Origin of the sequence: Citrobacter sp. BDA59-3, assembly GCF_015167655.1 — a bacterium.
Taxonomy (GTDB): Bacteria; Pseudomonadota; Gammaproteobacteria; order Enterobacterales; family Enterobacteriaceae; genus Phytobacter; species Phytobacter diazotrophicus.
Genome location: NZ_CP063427.1, coordinates 1,307,966 through 1,332,113, shown reverse-complemented (window position 1 = coordinate 1,332,113; position 24,148 = coordinate 1,307,966). Strand labels below are relative to the sequence as shown.

22 protein-coding genes are annotated in these 24,148 nt (G+C 52.2%); 15 read left to right on the top strand and 7 right to left on the bottom strand.

Annotated features, from left to right (window positions below; all coding sequences use genetic code 11):
- Window positions 1-143 precede the first annotated feature (143 nt).
- Window positions 144-836, top strand: coding sequence for a heavy metal response regulator transcription factor (locus IP582_RS06175; protein WP_193795402.1), 693 nt, complete (start codon window positions 144-146; stop codon window positions 834-836).
- 9 nt (window positions 837-845) lie between these two features.
- Entirely contained in the window at window positions 846-2,285 is a 1,440-nt protein-coding gene (locus tag IP582_RS06170; protein WP_193795401.1) for a heavy metal sensor histidine kinase, read from the top strand.
- Between the two features lie 41 nt (window positions 2,286-2,326).
- Here the strand turns inward: IP582_RS06170 and IP582_RS06165 are convergent, their stop codons facing one another.
- Window positions 2,327-2,581, bottom strand: coding sequence for a DUF1471 domain-containing protein (locus tag IP582_RS06165; RefSeq protein WP_193795400.1), 255 nt, complete (start codon window positions 2,579-2,581; stop codon window positions 2,327-2,329).
- A gap of 422 nt (window positions 2,582-3,003) precedes the next feature.
- On the opposite strand from IP582_RS06165, the gene IP582_RS06160 reads away from it, so the two are divergent.
- Window positions 3,004-3,345 carry a helix-turn-helix domain-containing protein gene (locus IP582_RS06160; protein WP_041852265.1) on the top strand — a complete coding sequence of 114 codons (342 nt, stop codon included), beginning with the start codon at window positions 3,004-3,006 and terminating at the stop codon, window positions 3,343-3,345.
- A 72-nt stretch (window positions 3,346-3,417) separates the two neighbouring features.
- On the opposite strand, the gene IP582_RS06155 is transcribed toward IP582_RS06160, so the two are convergent.
- Both IP582_RS06155 and IP582_RS06150 read right to left on the bottom strand, forming a co-directional pair.
- On the bottom strand, window positions 3,418-4,980 hold the full coding sequence (locus IP582_RS06155) for a methyl-accepting chemotaxis protein (RefSeq protein ID WP_193795399.1): 1,563 nt from the start codon (window positions 4,978-4,980) through the stop codon (window positions 3,418-3,420).
- 364 nt (window positions 4,981-5,344) lie between these two features.
- Window positions 5,345-5,659 carry a PTS sugar transporter subunit IIB gene (locus tag IP582_RS06150; protein WP_041852266.1) on the bottom strand — a complete coding sequence of 105 codons (315 nt, stop codon included), beginning with the start codon at window positions 5,657-5,659 and terminating at the stop codon, window positions 5,345-5,347.
- Between the two features lie 379 nt (window positions 5,660-6,038).
- Here IP582_RS06150 and IP582_RS06145 point away from each other — a divergent pair, with 379 nt between their 5' ends.
- Window positions 6,039-6,299 (top strand): DUF2534 family protein, encoded by a 261-nt coding sequence (locus IP582_RS06145; protein WP_193795398.1) that lies wholly within the window; start codon window positions 6,039-6,041, stop codon window positions 6,297-6,299.
- Window positions 6,300-6,495: 196 nt separating this feature from the next.
- Here the strand turns inward: IP582_RS06145 and IP582_RS06140 are convergent, their stop codons facing one another.
- Window positions 6,496-7,401 (bottom strand): LysR family transcriptional regulator, encoded by a 906-nt coding sequence (locus IP582_RS06140; protein WP_193795397.1) that lies wholly within the window; start codon window positions 7,399-7,401, stop codon window positions 6,496-6,498.
- 102 nt (window positions 7,402-7,503) lie between these two features.
- Here IP582_RS06140 and IP582_RS06135 point away from each other — a divergent pair, with 102 nt between their 5' ends.
- The 4 genes from IP582_RS06135 to IP582_RS06120 all read left to right on the top strand — a co-directional run bounded on the left by IP582_RS06135 (window position 7,504) and on the right by IP582_RS06120 (window position 14,668).
- The gene (locus tag IP582_RS06135) at window positions 7,504-8,574 is read left to right on the top strand and encodes an SDR family oxidoreductase (protein WP_193795396.1); all 1,071 of its coding nucleotides are present in this window, start codon (window positions 7,504-7,506) and stop codon (window positions 8,572-8,574) included.
- A 636-nt stretch (window positions 8,575-9,210) separates the two neighbouring features.
- Entirely contained in the window at window positions 9,211-11,820 is a 2,610-nt protein-coding gene (locus tag IP582_RS06130) for an EAL domain-containing protein (protein WP_193795395.1), read from the top strand.
- A gap of 278 nt (window positions 11,821-12,098) precedes the next feature.
- Window positions 12,099-13,748, top strand: a complete 1,650-nt coding sequence (locus tag IP582_RS06125; RefSeq protein ID WP_193795394.1) for a methyl-accepting chemotaxis protein — start codon at window positions 12,099-12,101, stop codon at window positions 13,746-13,748.
- Window positions 13,749-13,963: 215 nt separating this feature from the next.
- On the top strand, window positions 13,964-14,668 hold the full coding sequence (locus IP582_RS06120) for a DUF2076 domain-containing protein (protein WP_193795393.1): 705 nt from the start codon (window positions 13,964-13,966) through the stop codon (window positions 14,666-14,668).
- 68 nt (window positions 14,669-14,736) lie between these two features.
- On the opposite strand, the gene IP582_RS06115 is transcribed toward IP582_RS06120, so the two are convergent.
- Window positions 14,737-15,279, bottom strand: coding sequence for an RNA polymerase sigma factor (locus IP582_RS06115; protein ID WP_193795392.1), 543 nt, complete (start codon window positions 15,277-15,279; stop codon window positions 14,737-14,739).
- A gap of 5 nt (window positions 15,280-15,284) precedes the next feature.
- Window positions 15,285-15,671, bottom strand: coding sequence for a hypothetical protein (locus IP582_RS06110; protein WP_041852289.1), 387 nt, complete (start codon window positions 15,669-15,671; stop codon window positions 15,285-15,287).
- 665 nt (window positions 15,672-16,336) lie between these two features.
- On the opposite strand from IP582_RS06110, the gene arnB reads away from it, so the two are divergent.
- Genes arnB through arnF form a run of 7 tightly spaced genes read left to right on the top strand, consistent with a single transcriptional unit; the run spans window position 16,337 to window position 23,713 of the window.
- Window positions 16,337-17,476: a UDP-4-amino-4-deoxy-L-arabinose aminotransferase gene (arnB, locus tag IP582_RS06105; RefSeq protein WP_193795391.1), complete on the top strand. Its 1,140-nt coding sequence runs from the start codon at window positions 16,337-16,339 to the stop codon at window positions 17,474-17,476.
- A 2-nt stretch (window positions 17,477-17,478) separates the two neighbouring features.
- Window positions 17,479-18,462: an undecaprenyl-phosphate 4-deoxy-4-formamido-L-arabinose transferase gene (arnC, locus tag IP582_RS06100; RefSeq protein WP_193795390.1), complete on the top strand. Its 984-nt coding sequence runs from the start codon at window positions 17,479-17,481 to the stop codon at window positions 18,460-18,462.
- Window positions 18,459-20,441, top strand: a complete 1,983-nt coding sequence (arnA, locus tag IP582_RS06095; RefSeq protein WP_193795389.1) for a bifunctional UDP-4-amino-4-deoxy-L-arabinose formyltransferase/UDP-glucuronic acid oxidase ArnA — start codon at window positions 18,459-18,461, stop codon at window positions 20,439-20,441. Before arnC ends, arnA begins: the two co-directional genes overlap by 4 nt.
- The gene (arnD, locus tag IP582_RS06090) at window positions 20,438-21,337 is read left to right on the top strand and encodes a 4-deoxy-4-formamido-L-arabinose-phosphoundecaprenol deformylase (RefSeq protein WP_193795388.1); all 900 of its coding nucleotides are present in this window, start codon (window positions 20,438-20,440) and stop codon (window positions 21,335-21,337) included. The genes arnA and arnD overlap by 4 nt, the downstream gene beginning before the upstream one ends.
- The gene (arnT, locus tag IP582_RS06085; protein WP_193795387.1) at window positions 21,334-22,995 is read left to right on the top strand and encodes a lipid IV(A) 4-amino-4-deoxy-L-arabinosyltransferase; all 1,662 of its coding nucleotides are present in this window, start codon (window positions 21,334-21,336) and stop codon (window positions 22,993-22,995) included. The genes arnD and arnT overlap by 4 nt, the downstream gene beginning before the upstream one ends.
- A complete protein-coding gene (arnE, locus tag IP582_RS06080) occupies window positions 22,992-23,327 on the top strand; it encodes a 4-amino-4-deoxy-L-arabinose-phosphoundecaprenol flippase subunit ArnE (protein WP_193795386.1) in 336 nt (111 codons plus the stop codon). The genes arnT and arnE overlap by 4 nt, the downstream gene beginning before the upstream one ends.
- The gene (gene arnF / locus IP582_RS06075; RefSeq protein ID WP_193795385.1) at window positions 23,324-23,713 is read left to right on the top strand and encodes a 4-amino-4-deoxy-L-arabinose-phosphoundecaprenol flippase subunit ArnF; all 390 of its coding nucleotides are present in this window, start codon (window positions 23,324-23,326) and stop codon (window positions 23,711-23,713) included. The genes arnE and arnF overlap by 4 nt, the downstream gene beginning before the upstream one ends.
- Here the strand turns inward: arnF and IP582_RS06070 are convergent, their stop codons facing one another.
- The gene (locus tag IP582_RS06070) at window positions 23,714-24,148 is read right to left on the bottom strand and encodes an EamA family transporter (protein WP_041852297.1); all 435 of its coding nucleotides are present in this window, start codon (window positions 24,146-24,148) and stop codon (window positions 23,714-23,716) included.

The window sequence follows — 24,148 nt, the reverse complement described above, 5'->3', positions numbered from 1 at the left end:
CAATTTATCGATCTCCGTCTTCGTCGATTTCCTCTGGCGCAAGCTGACACAAATGTCAGTAAAATGTCAGCCAGGTGTTGGCAATAACGCGATAAAATCCCCTGTATCATCACATTTGTCCTTTGCGACAAAGGAAGAGCACAATGCGACTTTTGCTGGTCGAAGACGAGGAAAAAACCTCGTCCTATATTTATCGTGCGCTCAGCGAACTGGGTTTTACCGTTGACGTCGCCGCCAGCGGTACAGAAGGTTTGCACCTGGCGGTTGAATTTGACTATGAGGCCATCATTCTCGACGTCATGCTGCCAGGTCTTGACGGTTACAGCGTGTTAAAAGGGCTACGTGCCAGTAAAAACACACCGGTGCTGATGCTTTCTGCCCGCGGCTCCGTCGATGAACGGGTTAAAGGGCTGCGTCAGGGGGCAGACGATTATCTTCCCAAACCGTTTTCCCTGATTGAACTTGTCGCCCGTATTCAGGCCTTGTTGCGCCGCCGATCCAGTGATGGTGCTGACACCACGCAGTTGCAGATCCATGATTTACATCTCGACCTGCTCGCCCGTCGCGTCTCACGCGCCGGAGACCGTCTTGAGTTGACAGCCAAAGAGTTTGCCCTGTTGAGCCTGCTCGCCCGCCATAAAGGTGAAATCCTCTCCAAAATGATGATTGCGGAACAGGTATGGGATATGAATTTTGACAGCGATGCCAACGTTGTGGAGGTGGCGATTAAACGCCTGCGGGCCAAAGTGGACGCCCCCTACCCCGTAAAACTGCTGCATACCGTCCGGGGCATGGGATATGTCCTTGAAACACGGCCCGAGAGCCCCGCTAAATAGAGTCTGTCTATGCTCAAACGTTCGATTTCAGGACGCCTTGCATTAATGTTTGCCCTCGCCTCCGTGCTTATCGTCTCGGCGATCGGTTTTCTGCTGCGCAGCACCCTGCATGAATCCTTACAAAAACAGATGCACAACGAGCTGCTTTTCAGGGAATCGCTAATGGAGCCGTGGCTGCTATCGCGCACCACGCTGCACAGTTGGCAAATGCTCGCCACTAAGCTCGCCGATATGACCACGGCGGAAGGCGGACGCGTACAGTACTGGGTTCTCAGCGATGATCCCCGCTTTCAGGTGGGCGGCGAGCCACCGCAAGGGGTCAACTGGACGACACTCGCCGACGGATTTAGCGAAGCGCCGGGGGCCACGAAAGAGTCCTGTTCGCTCTTTATTCTGGTCAAATTAATTCCGGCGCGGGGTGAACGCCCGGCGATCCGCTATGTGATAGCTATCGATTCCACGCCTTATATGGGCACGCTGGAAGAGTTTACCCGCACGCTGCTGCTGATCACCGCCCTCGGGGTGATACTGGTTGCCGTGTTAGGTTTTATGATTGCACGATTTGGCATGCGCCCGGTGAATACAATGAGCGAGCAGGCGCACAAACTTGCCCCCGGCGATCACGGACAGCGCCTCGACACCACAACCCTGCCGGATGAACTGCAAACGCTGGCGGAAGCATTCAACGGTGTGCTGGAACGCCAGGAAGTGGCCTGGCGGCAACTGGAAAGTTTCAACGCTGACGTCGCCCACGAGCTGCGCACACCGCTGACTAACCTGATAGGCCAGACACAACTGGGATTATCCCGCGAACGTTCCGTCAGTGAACTGGAAGATTTACTGGAATCCAATCTGGAAGAACTGGCGCGAATGACCTCGATTGTCAATGACATGCTCTTTCTCTCACATGCCCAGGCCGGGGAACATGCCACGCAACTTACCGAGGTATCGCTGCGCGAGGAGGCATGGAAGACGGCGGAATATGTCGAACCCTCCTTCGCTGAGAAGAACCTCACTATCAACGTGGAAGGCGATATCATTGCCTGTATCGACCGTCGGCTGTTCCATCGTTCGCTGGCAAACCTGCTGGAAAATGGGGCTCGCCATGCAAAACCGAATACCACGGTGACCGTTTCCATTCGCCAGCGGCATGAGCATGCGATCATAGCTGTCGCCAACGTGGGCGAGCCGATCGCCGCAGAACACCTGGAGCGTCTGTTTGAGCGTTTTTATCGTATCGACTCGTCCCGCACGCGCAGCGATACGCATCATGGTCTGGGATTATCCATTGTTCGTGCGGTCGCACTGATGCACCGTGGCGATGTGTTTGTTCGTAGTGAAAACGGCATCAATACTTTTGGTCTGTCACTGGCAATCGGTAAAACAGATACTGTTGCGCCAGGTGACAAACCGGCGCTTGATGAGCAGACACAGCTTAAAAACGCCTGAACAGAAAAGCAAACAGGAGGCTAAGCCTCCTGTTTTTCGACTTATTTGTAGATAACCGCCACGCCGTGCATCTGGTTTTCGCCCCCGGCCGCCACGATGCGATACGAACCTGCTCCCGCCGCTTCGGCTTTTTGTGCCAGCTCCTCATGCAAACCAGACAGCGTTGTCGCGCCCGATGCCGACACCGAACCCATTTTTTGCAGACCGCTACCAGACTCTACAGGGACCGCCGCCAGCGCACCGGCGGAAAACAGGCCAACTATCATTGCGCTCATAATGCCTTTCGTCATCTTCATGTTTCCACCTCGCAAAGAGAATAGTCAGGAATATCCGCTGACATGAATGATTTTAGAAAGGCTGGCTGTCAGTTCACTGACGCCAAAATAACAGATACGTCAGATAACAAAAATATACATTTATTTTAATTTATCCTTTAAATATTCTTATTATCAGAATTTGTTTGCTCCTCTGAAATACGACAAATATAAAAATAACTCGCCAGTATTTTCAGCATTTATTCATCGATCACCCGCCAGGGCTTGCCACCCGCCGCGTTGTTCACAAACCTGACAGGAATGTCATTTTCACGTCACGCTAACGACAGCCACGCTGATTTAAACTCAGCTTCCTGGGTAATACGTCGGGCAATTATGTTGCGCTTTTTCTTGCTGTTAAAAGAGACGACGCGCATTCATATTTAGCAAAGAGGGCATATATTATGGCCATGCAAAAATCGGTTATCCTCGATATTCAGACATGGATTGATAATAATATTGACAAACCTTTACGGATTAATGATGTTGCCCACCGGGCAGGTTATTCCAAATGGCATTTACAGCGCCTCTTTCATCAGATTATTGATATTCCGTTAGGTGTGTATATTCGCAACAAAAAGCTGGAAGGCGCCGCCCACGACCTGAGCGTGACAAAGGAGTCGATCATCACCATCTCCACCCGCTACGGCTTCGACTCCCAGCAAACTTTTACCCGGGTTTTTACCCGCAAATACAGTATGCCGCCGGGCGCATGGCGTCGCTATCATCAATCGGGTGAGGAGTAGGTCCCTCACCCGCTATCGCGCCCGGATAAGGCGTTTATGCCACTATCCGGGACAACCCCCGTATGGCCGAAGCTACACGGCTACGGTACGGAACACGCTCATCAGCGTGACCAGATGCTGCGCCTGATCGCGCAGATCTTCCGCCGCCGTATTTGACGCCCCCACCAGCGCCGCGTTTTGCTGCGTCACTTTATCCAGTTGGGTAATCGCTTCATTCACCTGTCCGACACCTGATTCCTGCTCACGCGTCGTCACGCCAATCTCGTCGATCATCCCCGCCACATGGTGCGACTGCCGCACCAGTTCGCCAATGGTCGCGCCCGCGTGATTCACCAGCGCCGTGCCATTATCCACACGCTCGATGCTATCCATAATCAGGGCCTTTATCTCTTTTGCCGCAGACGCCGACCGCTGGGCCAGCGAACGCACCTCGCCCGCCACCACCGCGAAACCCCGGCCCTGTTCCCCAGCCCGCGCCGCCTCTACCGCGGCGTTCAGGGCGAGGATATTGGTCTGGAAGGTAATGCTGTCAATTACCGAAATGATCTCACTGATTTTGCGGGAACTTTGGCTGATCTCATCCATCGTACGCACGATATTCTCAATCGCCTCGCCCCCTTTTGCGGCAATTTCGCTGGCCGTTGCCGCCTGCTGATTGGTGGCCCGCACCGTATCGGCATTCTGGCGAATCGCCTGGCCGATTTGTTCCATGGATGCGGCCGTCTGCTGCAAACTGGCCGCCTGCTGTTCGGTACGCTGGCTCAGGTCAGTACTGCCCTCCGCCACACCATTTGCCCCCGCCGAGATCGACTCACTGCTTTCCCGCACCTGGTTGACGATACCGCTCAGGCTTTGTCGCATCTCATCCATCCCTGCCAGCAAACTGGTGCTGTCATCCGGGGCAAGCGTAATCCGGGTGGCCAGATTTCCCTGCGCAATTTCATGGACGACCTGCAGTGCATAAGCGGGTTCTCCCCCCAGTTGTCGCTTGATGTAGCGCGTGGAAAGCCAGGCAATGGCGATCCCCAGTAACGCCGCCACCACAGCAATCATCAGCAGGGCGTCGCCAGCGGATCGGGCGCTTGCGGTGGAGGCAGCCGCCGCTGAAGTCGTGCTGGCCTGCTGGGTCTGGATCATGGCGGAAATCTCTTCAAACAGGCGAATCTGTAACGGCTGCATCTTCTCGACCGCCAGCGACTGGGCATCCAGCATCTGGCCATTCTTCGCCAGCCCCACGGTCTGGCGCACAACATTCACGTACTCCACCTGTGTGGCTTTAAAATTGTTCAGCATGTTCTGTGCGTCAGTATCCTGCACATTCGCCTGCAACTGCGCCACCAGTTCGTCGTTGCGTTTAATCGACAGTTCGGTCAGCTTTTCCTCTTCCATCTGGCTCTTTTCATCATCCTGAAACACCATGATGAATGTCGCCTTAGTGGCATTATTGAGGTTGTCCTTTAATGCCTGCATCGACAGCAGATTGGTCAAATGGTACTTCTCGTAGAATTCAATATGTTTACTGGTGTTATTCAATTCAGCCCGACCAAAAATCGCCACCAACAAACCGATCGCAATAATCGCGGCAAAACCGGTGCCCAGCAGCGCCCCCAGAGAGAAATGTCTTTTTACTCGCATATATCCCTCGATAAATGAATTCCGAAACCCCTTAACGGCGAAAACACACGCGTATCAGCCCCGCAGAAGGCAACTGCAAGCGCACGAATGCGTAATAGCGAACAGGGTTAATATACGTAGCGTAAAAAACCGGGGAAAATATGAAATAGCGATGGTTTGACCAGGTGGACAGGTTGCGCCACAACAGACATGGTGGCACATTGTCCTGAGCAAAAAAGGGGGAACAGTCAGTATATTAAAAACTTATTTTTCATAAAGTTACAAAAATTCAACTAAACGGTAACATCAGCAAACTAATAACGCCATTGCTCGCTCATCCCTGAGCCCTTTTGCACGGCCTGTTTGGAGATTTCTCAATAACCCATTAATCAACCAACTCCTCCATACGATCGATGGCAAATTTTAATATTTTCTCTGCGTCAATGGCGGCGTACGGATAGCCAGCAATAACCTCAATATGCTGGCCTTCTTTAATCGCTTTTTTCAGTTCTTCTTTTTTATATTGAATATGCGGTGCCACCAGAAAACAATCAAAGGCAGGCGCCACACTGGCAAATGCCTCAGCCCCTATTCCGCTAATTTGAATCTGATACCGATTTGCATCTGCAACATCCTGCATTTTTTTGGCCAGCGTTACCGCCGTGTTACCAAACAGGCAACATATTAATAACCTTTTCATGGTAGTGCCCTCCTGGAAGTTACCGATACGCTATGCCTGCCCTGGCTTAAAAAATGCGCCCTACATCATGTTTACGAATATATTTGATTAATATTTAATCAACCTGAGCAAATTCTCCGCATAAACACCTCTCCTCCTCCAGGTCGATCAGCGGTAACATCTGAGATGAGAATAAGATACACTTCCGATTTATAAACCGTATGATGGCCGTTTTTATACGCGCGTAGCGTCATCCCGGGGTCAGGCGGGGGAAGCCCGCAGCATAGAATGTGGGCAAGGCTCTCGCCGTAGCAGCGAAATAATGCATCTGGTTAGCAGCCGTCGCCAGATGGATATTCATCATTACCTGCGGGCTGCACAGAACAATAAGGAGATTGACATGCTGGAGAAATTGCGTACCCGTGAGGGTAAAAAATTCCTTATCGCCGTCGCGATTGTTTTTATGGTCGCCGTGTCGGTTATCTCAGAAGCCGCCTTCCAGGGCGTGGTGGATCAGTACGATTTGCCGATGGACGAGTGGTCGGTGTCGATGTTTGTGATTCAGGGCGCGTGGGTGTTTATTTACAGCCTGATGTTTACCATCATCGGTTCGCTGCCCTTCGCGTTTTGGTTCCTTGGACCAAAGGATGATCGCGGTTAGGTTCGGTGCTGGTTTCCCCGGATGGCGGCGTAAACGCCTTATCCGGGCTACCAAGCGTTCAGGCCGCACGAAACAGCCCCTCTCCCCTGGGGCTGAGGAATCCCCACAAAAATGCGAGCACGATCGGTTCCCTCTCCCTGAGGGAGAGGGCCGGGGTGAGGGCATCAGACCGCACAACAACCCGCCCTACCTCACTTCACCCGCCGATATCCACCCCGCTCAACGCACAGAGCAGCGCATCCACCTTTGGCAATAGCTGCTTACGGCGCGGCCATACCAGCGTCAACGCCAGCCCGTCGGGCTGAACATGCGGCAAAATTATCTCCAGTTCCCCGCGCGCAAGGGCATCGCGAATTAGCCATGTCGGCATCTGGGCAACGCCTAACCCGCTACGCACCGCCTGTAACTGGGCATCCACATCCCCCAGCGCCATATGGTAGGGCACGGTACGCCAGTCCGGATACCCATCCTCGGTGATAAGCTGCCACGGCTTACTGCTGCCATCGACGCGCTCGTACAAAATGGCCCTATGCTGCAACAGCGCCTCGACGCTTTCCGGGTGCCCCTCGCGCGCCAGATACGCGGGTGAAGCGCAAAACACCATCTTCTCTCGCCCCAGTTGCCGATATCCCAGCGACGCAGGCATCTCCGCCGTTTTGCCAATCCGCACCGCAACATCAATCCCTTCATCAAACAGATCCACGAAACGGTCAGAAAACGTCATGCTGATATCAATCTCCGGATGCTGCTGGCAAAACGTAATCAATAACGGCATTACGCACAGCCTGCCATAGGTATTCGGCACGGCCAGCCGCAGCCGCCCGGACGGAATACTGCGTTGCGCCGCCAGTACCGATTCCGCCTCCGCCAGCTCTTCCATAATGCGAATACAGGTCTGGTAATACGCGTGCCCGGCGTCGGTCAATTTCAGGCGTCGGGTTGTCCGCTCCAGCAACGTTGAGCCCAGCCGCGCCTCCAGCCGACTCACGCTTTTACTGATGGCAGAGCCGGTCACATGCAAGCGCTCCGCCGCCGCGGCAAAGCTCCCCCCTTCTATACTGGCAACAAAGGGGACAATGTCCTTCAGTCGTTGATCGTGCATCGATTCGTGAACTCAGGTTAGGAATGATGTGAATTAATGCCAGAAATAAGAACAAAATTCTCGATTAGTCTACTCATAACGTTTACGCATGAGGAGAGTGAAATGCAAAAAGAGGCACTGATTGTCGGCATCAGCGGGGTGATTGGCCGCGCGCTGGCGCAAAAGCTGATGCAGGAAGGCTGGAAGGTCTCTGGTCTGTCACGCGGGCGCGGCGCGGTGCCGGAAGGCTGCACCCGTCTGACCGCCGATTTGACGGACCCGCAAGCAGTGAATACGGCGCTGGCGGGTATAAAGCCCGACGCACTGTTTTTCAGCGTCTGGTCGCGTCAGGCAAATGAAAAAGAGAACATCCGCGTCAACGGCGCGATGGTCAAAAACGTGATTGAGGCACTGGGTGACCGCCTGAACGGCGCGCATGTCGCACTGGTTACCGGGCTAAAACACTACCTTGGTCCGTTCGAGGCCTATGGCAAAGGCGCCGTACCGGTTACGCCTTTCCGTGAAGAACAGGGGCGCCAGCCCGTGGATAATTTCTATTATGCTCAGGAAGATGAAATCTTTGCCGGCGCGGAAAAATACGGTTATCGCTGGAGTGTGCACCGTCCGCACACCATCATCGGTTATGCGGTTGGTAACGCAATGAACATGGGTCTGACTCTGGCAGTCTACGCCACCCTGTGCCGGGAAAAAGGCTGGCCGTTTATTTTCCCGGGCTCGCCGGAACAATGGCATGGCGTCTCCGACGTCACAGATGCAAACCTGCTGGCCGAGCAGCTCGCCTGGGCGGCACAAAGCCCGGATGCGGCAAACGAAGATTTTAATGCGGTTAACGGCGACGTGTTCCGCTGGAACTGGCTGTGGCCGCGCCTGGCCGCCTATTTTGGCATCGAGTCTGGCGGAAATCCGCAGACCATGATGCCGCTGGAAGGACGGATGCAGGAAGCTGCCGCCGCATGGCGCGAGATTGCCGCCCGCTACTCGCTTGTCGAGCACGATATCAGCCGCCTGGCCTCCTGGTGGCACACTGATGCGGACCTCGGTCGCCCAATGGAAGCCTTCACCGACATGAGCAAAAGCCGCAAGGCCGGGTTTACCGGCTACCGGGCCACACTGGATTCGTTTACCCACCTGTTTGATACGTTGAAGGCGGAAAAAATTATTCCGGATCGCTAATTTCTTGATGATGAGGCCAGGGGCGAATATCTTCGTCCCTGATTTTTATAATCTGTCGGTCGTGTTGCGCCGTGTGTTGAAAAGTGTTTCTCTCACGATAACAGCCTTTCCCCCCACCATATTGCCTTCTTGAAAATGATAATCGAAAGCATGAATCACAATGTACATATTTTCACTGTGGGTTTACCAAATTTGTTTTTAAATTATCTTAACGTCTTCTTAAACAAGACAATACCACCCTCATTTTTGCACATTCAACATGAAAGGCACGAAGAAGATAAACTCATCTCTTACTAATTGAGGCTAACCGTTTGCAATTCAACATTATTATTTGATGGCACCAAAGCAGTCTCATCATGAAAACATCAAAGCAATAAAAACAATAAAATCAAAAAGTTAAAAACACCAAAAAATAACCACCACCAACCGATGCATTAAATTCCTTAACCTTAAGGTTATCTTAATATTAAAAACGACATTTCTATTCTTCCTGCCAAAAAAAATGATGTGCATCACAAAGTTAACCGTCTCTACCGATATACGGATTTTTACTTAAAGTTTAATTATCTGGTGCCGTTAATACAGATGACTATAAAAACATATTTTGCTTATTAAAACGCTTAGAAAAGGTGAAGTATGAACATTTTCGACGACCAGTACGCGCCGGCTCCTGCTCCTGATACGCATCGCATCATGAAGCAGACGGTGACGCTGGTACTGATGCTTATGGGCTTCATTTTTCTAACGACAATATTTGCGCTCATTCAGACAGAAAATGATCTGGCGCGTAACACCCGCCACCAAACCCGACAACTGCTAATGAAAGCGCTCGACAATCGTCAGGAAAACCTTCGTTTGCATCTTGCCGATAACGCCGCGTGGAACGAGGCCTGGGATAATCTCCATCGCAAGATAGACATAAACTGGGCGTGGGACGAACAAAACCTGGGTAAATCACTGTATTCGAAATTCGGTTACGAAGGCGTGTTTGTTCTCTCCCCTAAAGAAGAAACACGCTACAGCGTCATTGATGGCACTCTTAACCTGGTCCCTTTTGAGGATTGGCTGGGGAAAAACCTTAATACAGAATTAAGCACTGCACTAAAAGTGAACAACGGTACAGCCGTTTCGCGCGTCGTTTTTGCCAATAATGAGTTAATCCTGATTTCAGCAGCCTGGATTACCACTGAGGATAGGGCTGTTCTTGCAAAAGCGCCTGCGGATCATTCTATGATGATCTTTGTTGATAAACTGACGCCTAAAAAACTCGCCGCTATGGGTGAGGAATATGCCATTAAGGATTTGCATCTCCTTGCGTCAAAACCCATACGCCGTCCAGCACATACTGCGGGTTTGTTATGGCCAGTAACAGGGGGTGAAATCTATTTTGAATGGAACAATAAAAATCCCAGTGACACGCTGCTCACATGGGTACTCCCTCTTCTTGTTCTGCTGATGCTCACATCGGTCCTTCTGGCGCTCTCTCTTGTGCGCAAAGGGCTTCTAAAAGCACGACTGAATGACGAAAAAACATTCCTGCTGGAACAAAGCCGCCGGGCGTTCGCCATTAGCGAGCGCCGTTTTCGTGACGTGGTGGAAACAACGACAGACTGGATCTGGGAAGCCGATGAGCTCTTACAACTCACCTGGATATCTGTGCGCTTTCCGGTCATTACCGGTCACCGTATTGATGACTGGATAGGCCGTTCACTGCGGGCATTTCTATCACAAGACAACCCGGCCCTGACCAAATGGCTGGATCTTCCTTATGCAGGTAACTTCCTCACCCTTAACCATTGCAGCTATTTTTCCGCCCAGGGAAACCAACGCTACTGTAATTTGACCCTCAAACGCGTCACCCTGATTGATGGCTCATTGGGGTTTCGTGGTACCGCAACAGATGTCACTCTGGAAGTGGAGGCCAGCGAACGCATTCAGTATTTGTCACACCATGACGAATTAACCGGCCTGCCTAATCGCGTCAGAATGAAAGAGTTCCTTGAAGGCAGACTGCAATCAAAAAATGAATCGAAAAATGCGCTGGCAATGATCAGTGTCGATCTGAACGATTTTAAAACCATTAATGACGTCTACGGTCATACGGTGGGCGATAAGGTACTCAGTGAAGCCTCTAACCGCCTGCGCCACTGCATGCGCAGCATTGATTTAGTTACACGCCAGGGCGGGGACGAATTTATTATTATTGCCGCCGATCTAAACCAGCATGAAGATATTGAACGTTTTTGCTCGCGGATTGTGGAGGAACTGAATCATCCCTTTAATATCTGTGGAAATGAGATTGTCATTGGCGTCAGTATGGGCATTGCCCTGGCCCCACAAGATGCACTCACCGCAAGCGATCTTCTGCGCTATTCTGATATCGCCCTCTACAAAGCGAAAAATGATCCTAATGCGCATTGGGTTTTTTATGAACCTGATATGGCGGAACAAATTGTTCAACGCCGAGAACTGGAGCAAGAACTCCGTGAGGCAATAAAACAGGATCAGTTATTTCTTTTATATCAGCCTCGCTACGATATAAGTCAGCAGAAGATAACGTCACTTGAAGCACTTGTACGCTGGCGGCATCCTACGCATGGGCTTTTTATGCCTGACCAATTTATTCCTCTGGCTGAGGAGACCGGAATAATTATCGCGCTAACAGATTGGGTTCTGACAACAGCGTGTCGCGAGGTGAGAGCTAAATCGGCAGATCTCTCCCTGTCAGTGAATATATCGCCAGTGGAATTTAAGGCCAGCGACATTGTTCTTCGCGTCAAAGCAATACTGGCTAAAACGGGTTTTGACGCTTCGCGTCTCGAACTTGAAGTTACTGAAAACGCTACCCTGAGCAAGCCAGAAAATGCTTTAAAAATCATGCAACAATTAAAAAGTCTCGGTGTCAGACTCTTGATGGATGACTTTGGCACTGGCTATGCTTCACTTAATTATCTACGGAGTTTTCCTTTTGATGGCATCAAACTCGATAAGTCTTTTATTATGGCGATGGGCGACTCTGAGAGTGCAAAAAATATTGTCGAGAAGATTATCGGACTGGGTAAAGATTTTAACCTTGAGGTCACTGCCGAGGGGGTAGAGACATCCTCTCAGTTACAGCAACTTGAAGAGTTCGAATGCGATATTGCACAGGGGTATTTTATTAGCCGCCCAACGACTCTTGATAAAATTGAACTTAACCAAAATTTTAAAAAGAAAAAACCAGCCATAACCGAAGAGGAATTTTAAATCATAGATTTGTGATCGCACGCCAGGATGCAATAACGACTTTAGCGTATATAAATTTTATGTTACCATCATTAACCTTACCAAAACATTATTTACAAGCACAAAACAGAATCTCATCAATGATGTTTTACGCGTGTCGTAAACATCCGTTCGAAGGATAACAATTAGTCTGCGAAATTTAATTTTATGCCTTATTGCATAAAAACTTTAACACCAGGCCTGTTCGATTGGGCTGCTCGTCTGAAAATATATTTTATATTCGGTTACCGGGGGTAGCTATGCAAATCTTACGCGATATTACCATCAGGAAAATGATATTACTGATACTGGTTGTTTTCAGTATTATTTGGGGAATGGCTACCCTGCTTACTTTTTATAATTTTTCCACTATTGATCAGTTACTCACACAAAACGCATCACAGAAGAATGCCTATGCCATGCTGGTTAAAGGCAATGACCAATATTTTCGCACCATGACGCGTATGTTACGGGCAATGGATTATCGTCAGACTGGCGATGAAGAAAACTCAACAAAAACAATGGAATCGGCCGGAAAAGCGCTGGCAATCAGCCAGAATATGCTTGCACAATTTCGCGATGCGCAGCATCCTGGCGTGAGCGATGACGTCATAAAAGCGATGATAAATGACTGGGACGCGTTGCTGACTAACGCCATTGTGCCCATGTACGATGCGGCAAAAAATAATCAGCCGGATAAATTCCGCGAGTTATTTCGTAAAACCTACCCGCCATTAAGCGTGCAGTTTGGTGCAACCGCTGAAAAATATACTCAGGCGATTCAATCTGATGCCATTCTGGTGAAAACCAAAGACCAGATGTCCTATAACAAAATAGTGCTCATCTGCGCATTACTGGCAGGTCTGGTGACGCTCTTATTGACCGATCGCTATTTAGTAAATTACCTGGTTAAACCGCTTGGGATGTTAAAAAATCATCTTGAGTTGCTGACCGCAGGAAAATTAAGTAGCCAGCTTGAGACGTTTGGCCGTAACTGCGCCGGACAGTTGATTCCCTATGTACAAAAAATGCAGGAAAGCCTGCATACAACGGTAAAAACCATCCAGGATAGTTCCGCCAGCATTTTTGCCAACACCAGTGAAATCCGCGGTGGTAATGAAGAATTGTCGAGCCGTACTGAGCAGCAGGCCGCCGCCCTGCAACAAACGGCCGCCAGTATGGAAGAGTTAACCTCTACCGTTAAAAACAACGCCCAGAATGTGCGTGAAGCTCTCAAACTGACTGAGGAAGCACAAAGAACGGCGAAAAGAGGCGGTGACATCACCTCAACGGTGGTGCAAACCATGCACGGGATCACCGACAGTTCGCAAAAAATTTCCGATATCACCAGTGTGATCAACAGTATTTCATTCCAGACCAACCTGCTGGCGCTGAACGCCGCTGTGGAAGCGGCTCGCGCTGGCGAGCAAGGGCGTGGCTTTGCGGTGGTCGCCAGCGAAGTACGCCTGCTGGCGCAGCGTAGTGCGCAGGCGGCAAAAGAGATCGAAGCGTTGATCAGCGAATCAGTCAACCGAGTCAAAACCGGTGCTGAGCAGGTACAGGAGGCTGGCGACGCCATGTCCGTGATCATCCAGTCTGTCGCCCAGGTAAACAGCCTGATGGGTGAAATCTCCGTTGCCTCGGATGAACAAAGCCGTGGTATTGAACAAATCGGGCTGGCGATGACCGAGATGGATGGCGTGACACAACAAAACGCCACGCTGGTACAGGAAGCCACCGCCAATGCGGTCTCTCTTGAGTCCGAAGCGGAAAGATTGAACAAGACCGTCGATCGCTTTGATCTGGGCAACGGTGTGGTTTCCGCCACACGCAGTGCGAAGAAAACCAGCGTGAAGACACATCGCGTACCTTTATCCACCCCAAGTAACGATAACTGGCAGACCTTCTAAGCACGGGTCACTTTCAGAGAAAATGGCCGGGTACACACACCGGCCATTTTTATTTTAAGCTCCTCTCCCCTTCTTCTTTTCCCATCATTCTGCGTTTGCTTGTCATTTCGTATAACTTTGATCGGCTAAAATAACTCTTACAGGCGCGCGTAACCGATACCTGCACAGGCACGCACGCCATTGCCACAACTCCATGCACTCCTGAGGTTTTTGCTATGCAAAATGAAGAACAACGGCTTATTGAGGGGCTTTTCCAGCGTCTGAAACAGGCGGAACAGCAAAGCGGCGCACGGGATAGCCAGGCCGATCATATGATCGCTGAGTTTGTGCGCCAGCAGCCCTCTGCGCCTTACTATATGGCCCAGTCGATGCTGATTCAGGAAGCTGCGCTGAAACGCCTTCATGCACAGATTCAGGATCTCCAGAATGAAGTGGCCTCCCTGAAAAACAGCCAGCAAAGCGGCGGCGGCAGTTTCCTGAGTAGCCTGTTTGGCGGTGGAAAAAGCCAGCCACAGCAGCCAGCCAACAACTGGAACAGCGCGCCGCAACAACAGCCGCCCCAGCAACAGGCGGCGCCCACATATGCGCAACCGGCAGCCCGCTCCGGTGGTTTTATGGCCGGTGCGCTGCAAACCGCAGCTGGGGTGGCCGGTGGGGTCGTGCTGGCCGATATGCTGACCAGTATGTTCCACCACTCCCAGCCACAAGAGATCGTGAACATTATTGAGCAGCCTGTCGAACAGGTCTCAGATGTCGCCGATGATCGGAATTTCACTAACGATTTTCAGGATCAGGACAGCTTCACCAATGCCTCCGACCGCAGCTTCTTTGACCAGGGCAACGACGACAATAGCCGTTTCCTCGATCAGGATGATGACTACGATTTCGGCGGCAATAACGACGACGACAGCTTTATTTGATTAATCGCAATGATGATAATCCCCGCCACATCAGCCCGGTGCGGCGGGGATTTTTTGTCGGTATTTGACTAGGGCAGCATGATGTCGTGATAGAGCGCGGAAAGTCGCTCTCGCAGATAGCGTACCGCTTTGTGCTTACGCGACAGCAAGGTCTGTACGGGCAGCCCCGTCTCAGCGGAAAGGGCTTTGAAGCTGTAATTTTCCAGTTCGGTTTTTTCGAATACCTCGCGTTGGGCCGCAGGAAGCGCCGCCAGCGCGCTTTCCAGTTCATCCCAGAAAATCTCTCTTAAGCGTGCCTCTTCGGGTGTCTGCACATCGCCAAAAAGCACATCATAGAGTTGATCATCAGCCTCCTCGTCGTCCGAAAATAACCACTCCCGCTTTTTGCGTCCGCGGTCGATCATTTCATTGCGCGCCGCGCGAAACAGCCAGGCGGAGACGTTCTCAACCGGTTGTTCGACGTTGATCAATTGCAGCGTCACATCCTGCAAAATATCGTCCACGTCTTCTCGTTGCGGAATACGGCGGCGGATAAAGGCTCTCAGCGTTGTCCGGCACGCTGAGAGCGCATCAAGGAGCCGCACAGTTCGGGCGTTGTCGGCCTTATCCATTATGCTCACGCATTGTCCGACGGCTTCGGTGATTCATTCTCTGTTGGCATGTCAGGGCCACAACGCCAGCCATCGCGTCCCCCCCAACGGTGGCGTTTCTGGAAAAAGGCCTGTCTCTCTTCTTCGCTCATGTTCATCCACCGTTCATGCAATTGACGATGATCGCGCGCCATTCGGAACATCATCGGCCCCATGCCCATGCCGCCAAACAGTACCCGGCATAGCACCAGCAGTCCAAGCGCGGTCCAGAAGCCGATGGTTTTCAGACCAAACAGACCCGGAATAATGGCGTTCCACAGAGTCATCACCACCAGCGTCATCACGACGGCAAAAACAATAAACATCACACCAAACTTACCGGGATGGCGTCGGTGGCTGCCAAATCTTCTCATGTTGTCTCTCCTTCATAGTGTTGTAATCGGGTAGACGAATGAGTGAGAAAAATATTGCTAAAAACTTATGATTTTTTTCAGGCGTCGGGAAAATGGAAACCAATAACCATTGTAATTAAATGATTTGAAATGATTTTTTGTTGAAATGTTAGTTGTTAGATCGTAACCGCGCAAAAACAGCTATTTTTGTGATCCACATCACCTTAATGACGATTTGTTACAGCACTAAAAGCCAAATCTGACTATTCTCGTTTTTAAAGTAGCTCCATGTTTTCATTATTAACGCTCCCTAAATTTAGTGACAGCATAATGACAAAAGGATGACTATAAATATAAATTAAACAAAATTGAGATAGCGACAAAAAAATCTTTACGGTTGCTCAAGCCGCCGTTAAGTTATTTTACCCCTCTCGTGCCAAAATAAACATAAGGCCATGATAAACATAATAAAAATAACAAAAACATCGCCTGCTAATATTTATTTCCTCAACGCCAGTTAAACAGAAACGATCTTAAGTGAACGTTAATGACAATATGCAATCTCTTAAGGTTGAGTTAATAAATACGCCTTAGCCTAGGCAAGTACTATGTACTCTCAACGAAATGAGTCTGCTGCTTCCCTGGTTACAGTGCGAATTCATTGCCAGCAACGGTAAGGAAAAGTAATGCGTGAATTTTTACCCTTCTCACGTCCTTCTATGGGCGACGAAGAATTAACGGCGATTCAGGGCGTTCTGAAGTCGGGTTGGATTACGACAGGTCCCAAAAACCAACAGTTGGAAGAAGCATTTTGCCAGTTGACGGGCAACCAGCATGCCATTGCCCTGAGTTCGGCAACAGCCGGTATGCATGTCACGTTAATGGCGATGGGCATTGGTGCCGGTGATGAGGTGATTACCCCCTCCATGACCTGGGTCTCCACCCTCAATATGATTGTGCTGCTCGGCGCAACCCCGGTCATGATCGACGTTGACCGTGACACGCTGATGGTGACCCCGCAGAGCATTGAGGCCGCGATTACATCAAAAACAAAGGCCATTATTCCCGTTCATTACGCTGGCGCGCCTGCTGATATCGATGCAATTCGCGCGTTGGGCGAAAAGTACAATATTCCCGTGATTGAAGATGCCGCGCATGCCGCCGGAACCTATTACAAAGGTCACCATGTCGGCTGTCGCGGTACGGCGATTTTCTCCTTCCATGCCATTAAAAATATGACCTGTGCCGAAGGCGGTCTGGTGGTGACGGATGATGAGCAACTGGCCCAGCGTATTCGCAGCCTGAAATTCCACGGTCTTGGCGTCGATGCCTACGATCGCCAGACACACGGTCGCGCACCGCAGGCGGAAGTGATCTCTCCTGGCTACAAATACAACCTGGCGGATATCAATGCCGCGCTGGCACTGGTGCAGCTCGGCAAGCTTCACGAAGCTAACCAGCGTCGTACCGAGATAGCCCAGCGCTATTTACGCGAGCTGGCTGATACGCCATTCCAGCCACTGACGGTTCCGGCCTGGCCGCACGTTCACGCCTGGCATCTGTTTATTATTCGCGTTGATGAAACACGCTGCGGCCTGACCCGTGACGCGCTGATGGAAGCCCTGAAAGCACAGGGCATCGGTACGGGCCTGCACTTCCGCGCCGCCCATACGCAGAAATACTACCGCGAGAATTTCCCTGACGTTTCATTACCCAATACGGAGTGGAATAGCGCGCGTATCTGCTCGCTGCCGCTGTTCCCGGATATGATCGATGACGACACCAGCCGTGTTATCGCCGCACTTCATCAGTTGGCAGGGCAATAACGATGTTTGAAACCAGCCCCATTAATAAAGTATCCGTTGTGATCCCTGTGTTTAACGAACAGGACAGCCTGCCAGAACTGATTCGTCGTACGACCGCCGCCTGCGATCTGCTGGGTAAGGATTACGAAGTTCTGCTGGTTGATGACGGCAGTAGCGATGACTCCGCAAAAATGCTGATCGAGGCCGCACAGGCCGACGGCAGCCATATCGTGGCCGTGCTGCTTAACCGCAACTATGGGCAGCACTCCGCAATCATGGCCGGTTTTAGCCATGTTACCGGCGATCTGATCATCACTCTGGATGCGGATTTACAGAACCCACCCGAAGAGATCCCTCGCCTGGTGGCAACCGCAGAACAAGGTTATGACGTGGTGGGTACGGTTCGTCAGAACCGTCAGGACAGCCTGTTTCGCAAAACGGCATCACGCATGATCAACCACCTGATTCAGCGCACCACCGGTAAAGCGATGGGCGATTACGGCTGCATGTTGCGCGCCTATCGTCGTCATATTGTCGATGCGATGTTGCACTGCCACGAGCGCAGCACCTTTATTCCCATCCTCGCCAATATGTTCGCCCGCCGGGCCACAGAAATTCCCGTGCATCACGCGGAGCGCGAGTACGGTGATTCGAAATACAGCTTTATGCGTTTGATTAACCTGATGTATGACCTGGTGACCTGCCTGACCACCACGCCGCTGCGCATGCTGAGCGTGTTTGGCAGCGTTATCGCGCTGGTGGGTTTTGCGCTCTCCGTCGTTTTAGTCGTCATGCGTCTTGCGCTTGGGCCGCAGTGGGCTGCCGAAGGTGTGTTCACCCTTTTCGCCGTCCTGTTCACCTTTATCGGCGCGCAGTTCGTTGGCATGGGCTTACTCGGCGAGTACGTTGGCCGCATCTATAACGATGTCCGTGCCCGCCCCCGTTACTTTATTCAGAGTGTTATCCGTCAGGAAACCCCAAATTCTATTGAGGAAATTGAGTCATGAAAACCGTCGTCTTTGCGTATCACGATATGGGGTGCACGGGCATACAGGCACTGCTGGAAGCAGGCTTTGAGATTGCCGCCATTTTTACTCACGCCGACAATGCGGGCGAAAACCACTTTTTTAAATCCGTGGCGCGCCTCGCGGCTGAGCAGGAAATTCCGGTATATGCCCCGGATGATGTAAACCACCCTCTGTGGGTTGATCGCATTCGCGCGCTCGCGCCAGAAGTCATTTTCTCCTTCTACTACCGCAACCTGCTGTGCAACGACATTCTGAGCCTGCCGACGAAAGGCGCATTCAACCTGCACGGTTCGCTGCTGCCGAAATACCGTGGACGCGCGCCGCTGAACTGGGTGCTGGTCAACGGTGAGAAAGAGACCGGCGTCACCCTGCACCGCATGACCCAACGCGCCGATGCAGGCGATATTGTGGCGCAACAGAGTGTGGCGATTAGCGACACTGACGTGGCGCTCTCCCTGCATCAAAAACTGTGTGCAGCCTCACAAAGCCTGCTGGGTGACGTACTGCCGAAAATCCGCAGCGGCCAGACTCAGGAACGCGCGCAGGATGAGTCTCAGGCCACCTACGTTGGCCGTCGTACCCCGGAAGATGGTCGTTTGACCTGGGAAAAACCAGCGCAGGAGTTGCATAACCTGGTACGCGCGGTCAGCGATCCGTGGCCTGGCGCGTTTGGCTATGTGGGCACCAACAAATTTATCGTCTGGAAATCCCGTGTGCGCACCGATCTCGCAGCAGCGAAACCGGGCACCGTACTGTCCGTCGCTCCGCTGGTGGTAGCCTGTGGCGAAGGCGCGCTGGAAATCGTTACCGGTCAGAGCGCAAACGGCGTTTACATGCAGGGTACCCAGCTTGCGCCCGCGATGGGTCTGGTGCCAGGAGCCCTTCTCACCAGCCGTCCGTTTGTCGCCGTGAAACGCCGTACTCGCGTGCTTATTCTGGGGGTAAACGGTTTTATCGGTAATCATCTGACCGAACGTCTATTGCAGGATGATAATTACGAGATTTACGGTCTGGATATTGGTTCCGATGCGATCAGCCGTTTCCTTGACTGCCCGCGTTTCCACTTTGTGGAGGGCGACATCAGCATTCACTCCGAATGGATCGAATACCACATTAAGAAATGTGATGTCGTACTGCCGCTGGTGGCCATTGCGACCCCAATCGAGTACACCCGTAACCCGCTGCGCGTGTTCGAGCTGGACTTCGAAGAGAACCTGAAAATCATTCGTGACTGTGTGAAGTACAACAAACGCATCATCTTCCCGTCCACGTCAGAAGTGTACGGCATGTGCACCGACGCGAACTTTGACGAAGACACCTCCAATCTGGTGGTGGGTCCGATTAATAAGCAACGCTGGATCTACTCGGTATCCAAACAGTTGCTGGACCGCGTGATTTGGGCCTACGGCGACAAAACCGGCCTCAAATTCACCCTCTTCCGTCCGTTTAACTGGATGGGGCCGCGTCTGGATAACCTGAACGCCGCACGTATCGGCAGCTCCCGCGCCATCACCCAATTGATCCTCAACCTGGTCGAAGGTTCGCCGATTAAGCTGATCGAAGGCGGTAAACAGAAACGCTGCTTTACCGATATCAGCGATGGTATTGAAGCCCTGTTCCGCATCATCGAAAATAAAGATGGCCGCTGTGACGGGCAGATCATCAACATCGGTAACCCGGACAACGAAGCGAGCATCAAAGAGCTGGCGGAAATGCTGCTCGACTGCTTCGAACGTCATCCGCTGCGCGACCGTTTCCCGCCGTTTGCTGGCTTCCGCGAAGTAGAAAGCAGCGACTACTACGGCAAAGGTTACCAGGACGTTGAGCACCGTAAGCCAAGCATTCGCAACGCTAAACGCTGCCTTGACTGGCAGCCGACGGTAGAAATGCACCAGACCGTTGAAGAGACGCTGGACTTCTTTTTACGCACCGTTGAGGTCACGGAACAGAAGCCATGAGAAAAGTCGGCCTGCGCATAGACGTCGATACCTTCCGCGGCACCCGTAAGGGGGTGCCGTCGCTGCTGGACATGCTCAATCGCTACGGCGTTCGCGCAAGCTTCTTCTTTAGTGTGGGGCCGGACAATATGGGACGGCATCTTTGGCGGCTGGTTAAGCCGAAGTTTTTACTAAAGATGCTGCGCTCAAAAGCGGCCTCGCTGTATGGCTGGGATATTTTACTGGCGGGCACCGCGTGGCCCGGCAGGAACATCGGGCGCGCCAACGCGGATATTATCCGCAGCGCCGCCGCCAGCCACGAAGTGGGGCTGCATGCGTGGGATCATCACGCCTGGCAGACCTGGTGCGGCGTATGGGACAGCGATGAGTTGCTCCACCAAATCGCACTGGGTAAAGAAGAGCTGGAATCGATAATCGGCACGGATATTACCTGTTCAGCAGTGGCTGGCTGGCGTGCCGATCAACGGGTGATTAAGGCGAAAGAAGCCTTTGATTTTCGCTATAACAGCGACTGTCGTGGCAGCGCGCCCTTTTTACCGATAACGGGTGTCGGCCAGACGGGCACGGTGCAAATTCCGGTGACGCTGCCGACCTGGGATGAGGTTGTCGGGGGTGAGGTAAGCGCCAGCGGGTTCAACGATTTTATCCTGACCCGCATGCTCGATGATCCCGGCGTACCCGTTTATACCATTCACGCCGAGGTCGAAGGGATCGCCCATCGCCTTGAGTTTGAAGATTTACTCCAGCGCGCCGCCGAGGCGAATATTCAGTTCTGCCCGCTGGGTGAACTGTTACCTGCCAATTTACGCACCTTGCCTACGGGCAAAGTGGTTCGAGGTGAAATTGCCGGCCGGGAAGGATGGCTGGGTTGTCAGCAAATGGAGAGAACGGAATGACGAAGTCGTCACGCTACGGTCTGGTTGTACTTGCCCTGTTTGTCCTCTATTACCTGATTCCTGTCGAATGGCGTTTACTCTGGCAGCCTGACGAAACGCGTTACGCAGAGATCAGCCGTGAAATGCTCAGCAGCGGAAACTGGACCGTGCCGCATTTTCTCGGCCTGCGTTATTTTGAAAAACCGATCGCCGGTTACTGGGTGAACTCCATATTCCAGTGGCTGTTCGGCGAAACCAACTTTGCCGTTCGCGCCGGGGTTATCTTTTCAACCGCGCTGGTTGCCGGGATGGTGTCATGGTTTGCCTGGCAGCTTTGGCGCGATAAACGCGTGGCGATGATGGCCGCCATCATTTTCATCACCATGCTGGAAGTTTACGGCATCGGCACCTATGCGGTGCTCGACCCGATGATTGCCCTGTGGCTGGTTGCCGGGATGTGCACGTTCTGGATTGCCGTTCAGGCCAAAACCACCTCCGTGAAAGCAGGGGGCTATGTGCTGCTGGGCCTGACCTGCGGCATGGGCGTCATGACCAAAGGATTCCTGGCGCTGGCCGTGCCGGTTCTGAGCGTTTTACCCTGGGCAATAGCGCAGAAAAAATGGAAAGAGGTGCTGATTTGGGGCTGGCTCTCCATCGCCAGTTGCGTGCTGGTTGTCCTGCCGTGGGGGCTGGCGATTGCCCAACACGAGCCGGATTTCTGGCACTACTTCTTCTGGGTGGAACATATTCAGCGTTTTGCCATGGCGGATGCGCAGCACAAAGCCCCGTTCTGGTACTACCTGCCATTTGTCTTACTGGGAAGCCTGCCCTGGCTGGGGCTGCTGCCCGGTTCCCTTCGTCTGGCATGGTTCACTCGTGAGAATAACCGCGCGACGCTCTACCTGCTGTGCTGGGTAGTGATGCCATTTCTGTTTTTCAGTGTCGCGAAAGGCAAACTGGTGACCTATATCCTGCCCTGCTTCGCACCGCTGGCGATTTTGATGGCTGGTTATTCGGTGCAGGCCGCAGAGAGAGGCTACCGTGCTTTGCGCGTTAATGCCTGGCTCAACATTGGCTTTGGTCTGTTTGGCCTGGTTGCCGCATTTATTGCCTCCCCCTGGGGACCACTGAAAAACCCGGTATGGACGACACTCGAAAGCTATAAAGTGTTTTGTGCCGCCATGGCCTTTTTTGTCTGGGCACTGGTGGGCTGGTACACTCTGCGCAATACCGAAAAAAGCTGGATGCTCTCGGCATTGTGTCCGGTCGGGCTTGCGTTGCTGGTTGGTTTCGCCATCCCTAACCGGGTGATGGAATCAAAACAGCCGCAATTCGCGATCGGCATGGCAAAAGAGTCACTGGCATCCAGCCGCTATATACTCAGTGATAATGTCGGCATCGCCGCAGGCCTGGCGTGGGAACTCAAACGCAGCGATATTATTATGTTTGGCCAGACCGGTGAGCTGCAATATGGCCTCAGCTACCCGGATGCAAAAGACAGATTTATTGCTGAGAAAGATTTCAACGACTGGCTGGAACAACATCGTCAGGATGGCAAAGTCACGCTGGTGGTGCTGCTTTCACGTGGTGAAAGTGTGAATAGCCTGCCGATTCCTCCCCCGTCAAATGTGTTTGTTCAGGGGCGAATCGCACTTATTGAATATGCGCCACAACCATGATCTGGTTTCTGCTTATGCTGGCAAGCCTGCTGAGCTTTGCCGGACAGTTGTGCCAAAAGCAAGCGACGCGGCCTGCCCTCAGGGTGGGCCGCCGTCGTCATATCTTAACCTGGCTCGGGATGGCGCTGGCCTGCCTCGGCCTGGGCATGATTTTTTGGCTGCTGGTCTTACAGAGCGTCCCCGTTGGCATCGCCTATCCGATGTTAAGCCTCAATTTTGTGTGGGTGACGCTGGCTGCCTGGGGGATCTGGCGTGAACCGGTTAACCTGCGCCACTGGCTTGGCGTGGGGTTAATTATTGTGGGCATTGTGGTTCTGGGTGGTGCAGCATGAAAGGTATTGTTCTGGCACTGGTCAGCGTGTTGTTAACCAGTGCGGCGCAGCTTGCAATGGGCTATGCCATGGCAGCCCTTCCGCCGGTATCGCAGTTTTATGCCTTTATCGGCGCGCTGTGGCCCGTTCATCTGGAAACGACGCTGCTGCTGGCCGGGCTTGCGGGTTATCTTGCCTCGATGTTTTTCTGGTATCTGGCTTTGCACCATCTGGCATTGAGCAAAGCCTATGCCCTGCTGAGTCTCAGCTATATTATGGTGTGGTCGGCGTCCCTTATTTTGCCCGGTATGCGTGGCATTTTTTCCGTTCAGTCGCTAACGGGCGTGCTGATTATTATTGCGGGCGTCCTGGTTATTTTTCTGCCCGCACATAAAAAGCCCGGCTGATTATCGCCGCAGCGCCAGTAGTAATACGCCTGCGGTAATCAGCAGCAGTCCCCCCGCTTCACGCAGCCCTGGCCGTTCGCCGAGAAAAATAAAAGCGAAAATCGCCACCATCACCACGCTCATTTTATCGACCGGGACAACTTTAAACGCTTCGCCGATCTTTAACGCCCGGAAATAACACACCCATGATGCTCCCGTCGCCAGACCCGATAAGATCAGAAAAAGCCAGGTGCGTTTGCCAATCAGCAAGGGGTTCTGCCACTTACCGGTAAAGTAAATAAAAGCCGCCAGAATAACGATAATAATCCCGGTGCGGATTAAGGTCGCAAAATCGGAATCTACATTTTGAATCCCGACTTTAGCGAAAATGGCGGTCAGCGCGGCAAAAAAGGCGGACAGCAGCGCCCAGATAAACCAGTTGCTGAGTGAAAACAT